Annotated in this window: 1 pseudogene; it reads left to right on the top strand. The window is 66.7% G+C overall.

The features are described from left to right. Positions 1–168: 168 nt before the first annotated feature. Positions 169–830, top strand: a pseudogene (locus ON21_RS30250) (IS110 family transposase); the annotation flags it as partial.

Here is an 830-nt window from a genome sequence, read left to right as displayed (position 1 = left end):
CCCCGTTACCTTTTTCGTGGGTACCGAGATCGGGCCCACGGTCGCCAGGCTCGGTATGACTTCTTGCCCCTGTCTTTCGAATGATCCGGGGGGTGGTGTCGCCGGGCCCTGGTGGCGTCGACGGACCGCTGATGGGGACAGGGCTGCTGGTAGGTCTCTTCGTAACGTCACGGCCGGTTGTTGATCGTGGTCGATCAACCCAACACGATCGGCGCCCTGCCGGTGACCGTCGCCCGCGCCTGCGGCCACGATGTCGCCTATCTGCCCGGGCTGGCGATGCGCCGCATCGCCGACCCTTACCCAGGTCAGGCCAAGACCGATGCCCGCGACGCCCACATCATCGCCGACGCCGCCCGCACCATGCCGCACACGCTGCGTCGCGTCGATATCGGTGACGAGGCCCTCACCGAACTCGCTGTTCTGGCCGGGTTCGACGACGACCTCGCCGGTGAAGCGACCCGCACCAGCAACCGCATCCGCGGCCTGCTCACCGGCATCCACCCCGCTCTCGAACGCGTCCTCGGACCCCGCATCGCCCATCCAGCGGTGCTGGAGATCCTGTCGCGCTGCGGCGGTCCCGAAGGAATCCGGACCGCCGGGCGGCGCAAACTCACCGCCATCGCCACCACACACGCCCCACGCATGGGCGCCCGGCTGGTCGAGGAAATCCTGGCCGCGTTGCCCGCGCAAACCGTCACCGTTCCCGGCACCAAAGCCGCTGAAACAGTGCTCCCGAAACTGGCAGATTCGTTGAAAGTAATTCTACTGCAATGCAAGCAGATCGCCGGGGACATCGAGGAGATGTTCGCCGACCACCCTCTTGCCGAGGT

This window comes from Nocardia araoensis NBRC 100135 (assembly GCF_000308435.1).
Lineage (GTDB): Bacteria > Actinomycetota > Actinomycetes > Mycobacteriales > Mycobacteriaceae > Nocardia > Nocardia araoensis.
The sequence above is the reverse complement of the archived record's forward strand: the minus strand, read 5'-3'. Positions and strand labels throughout refer to the sequence as shown.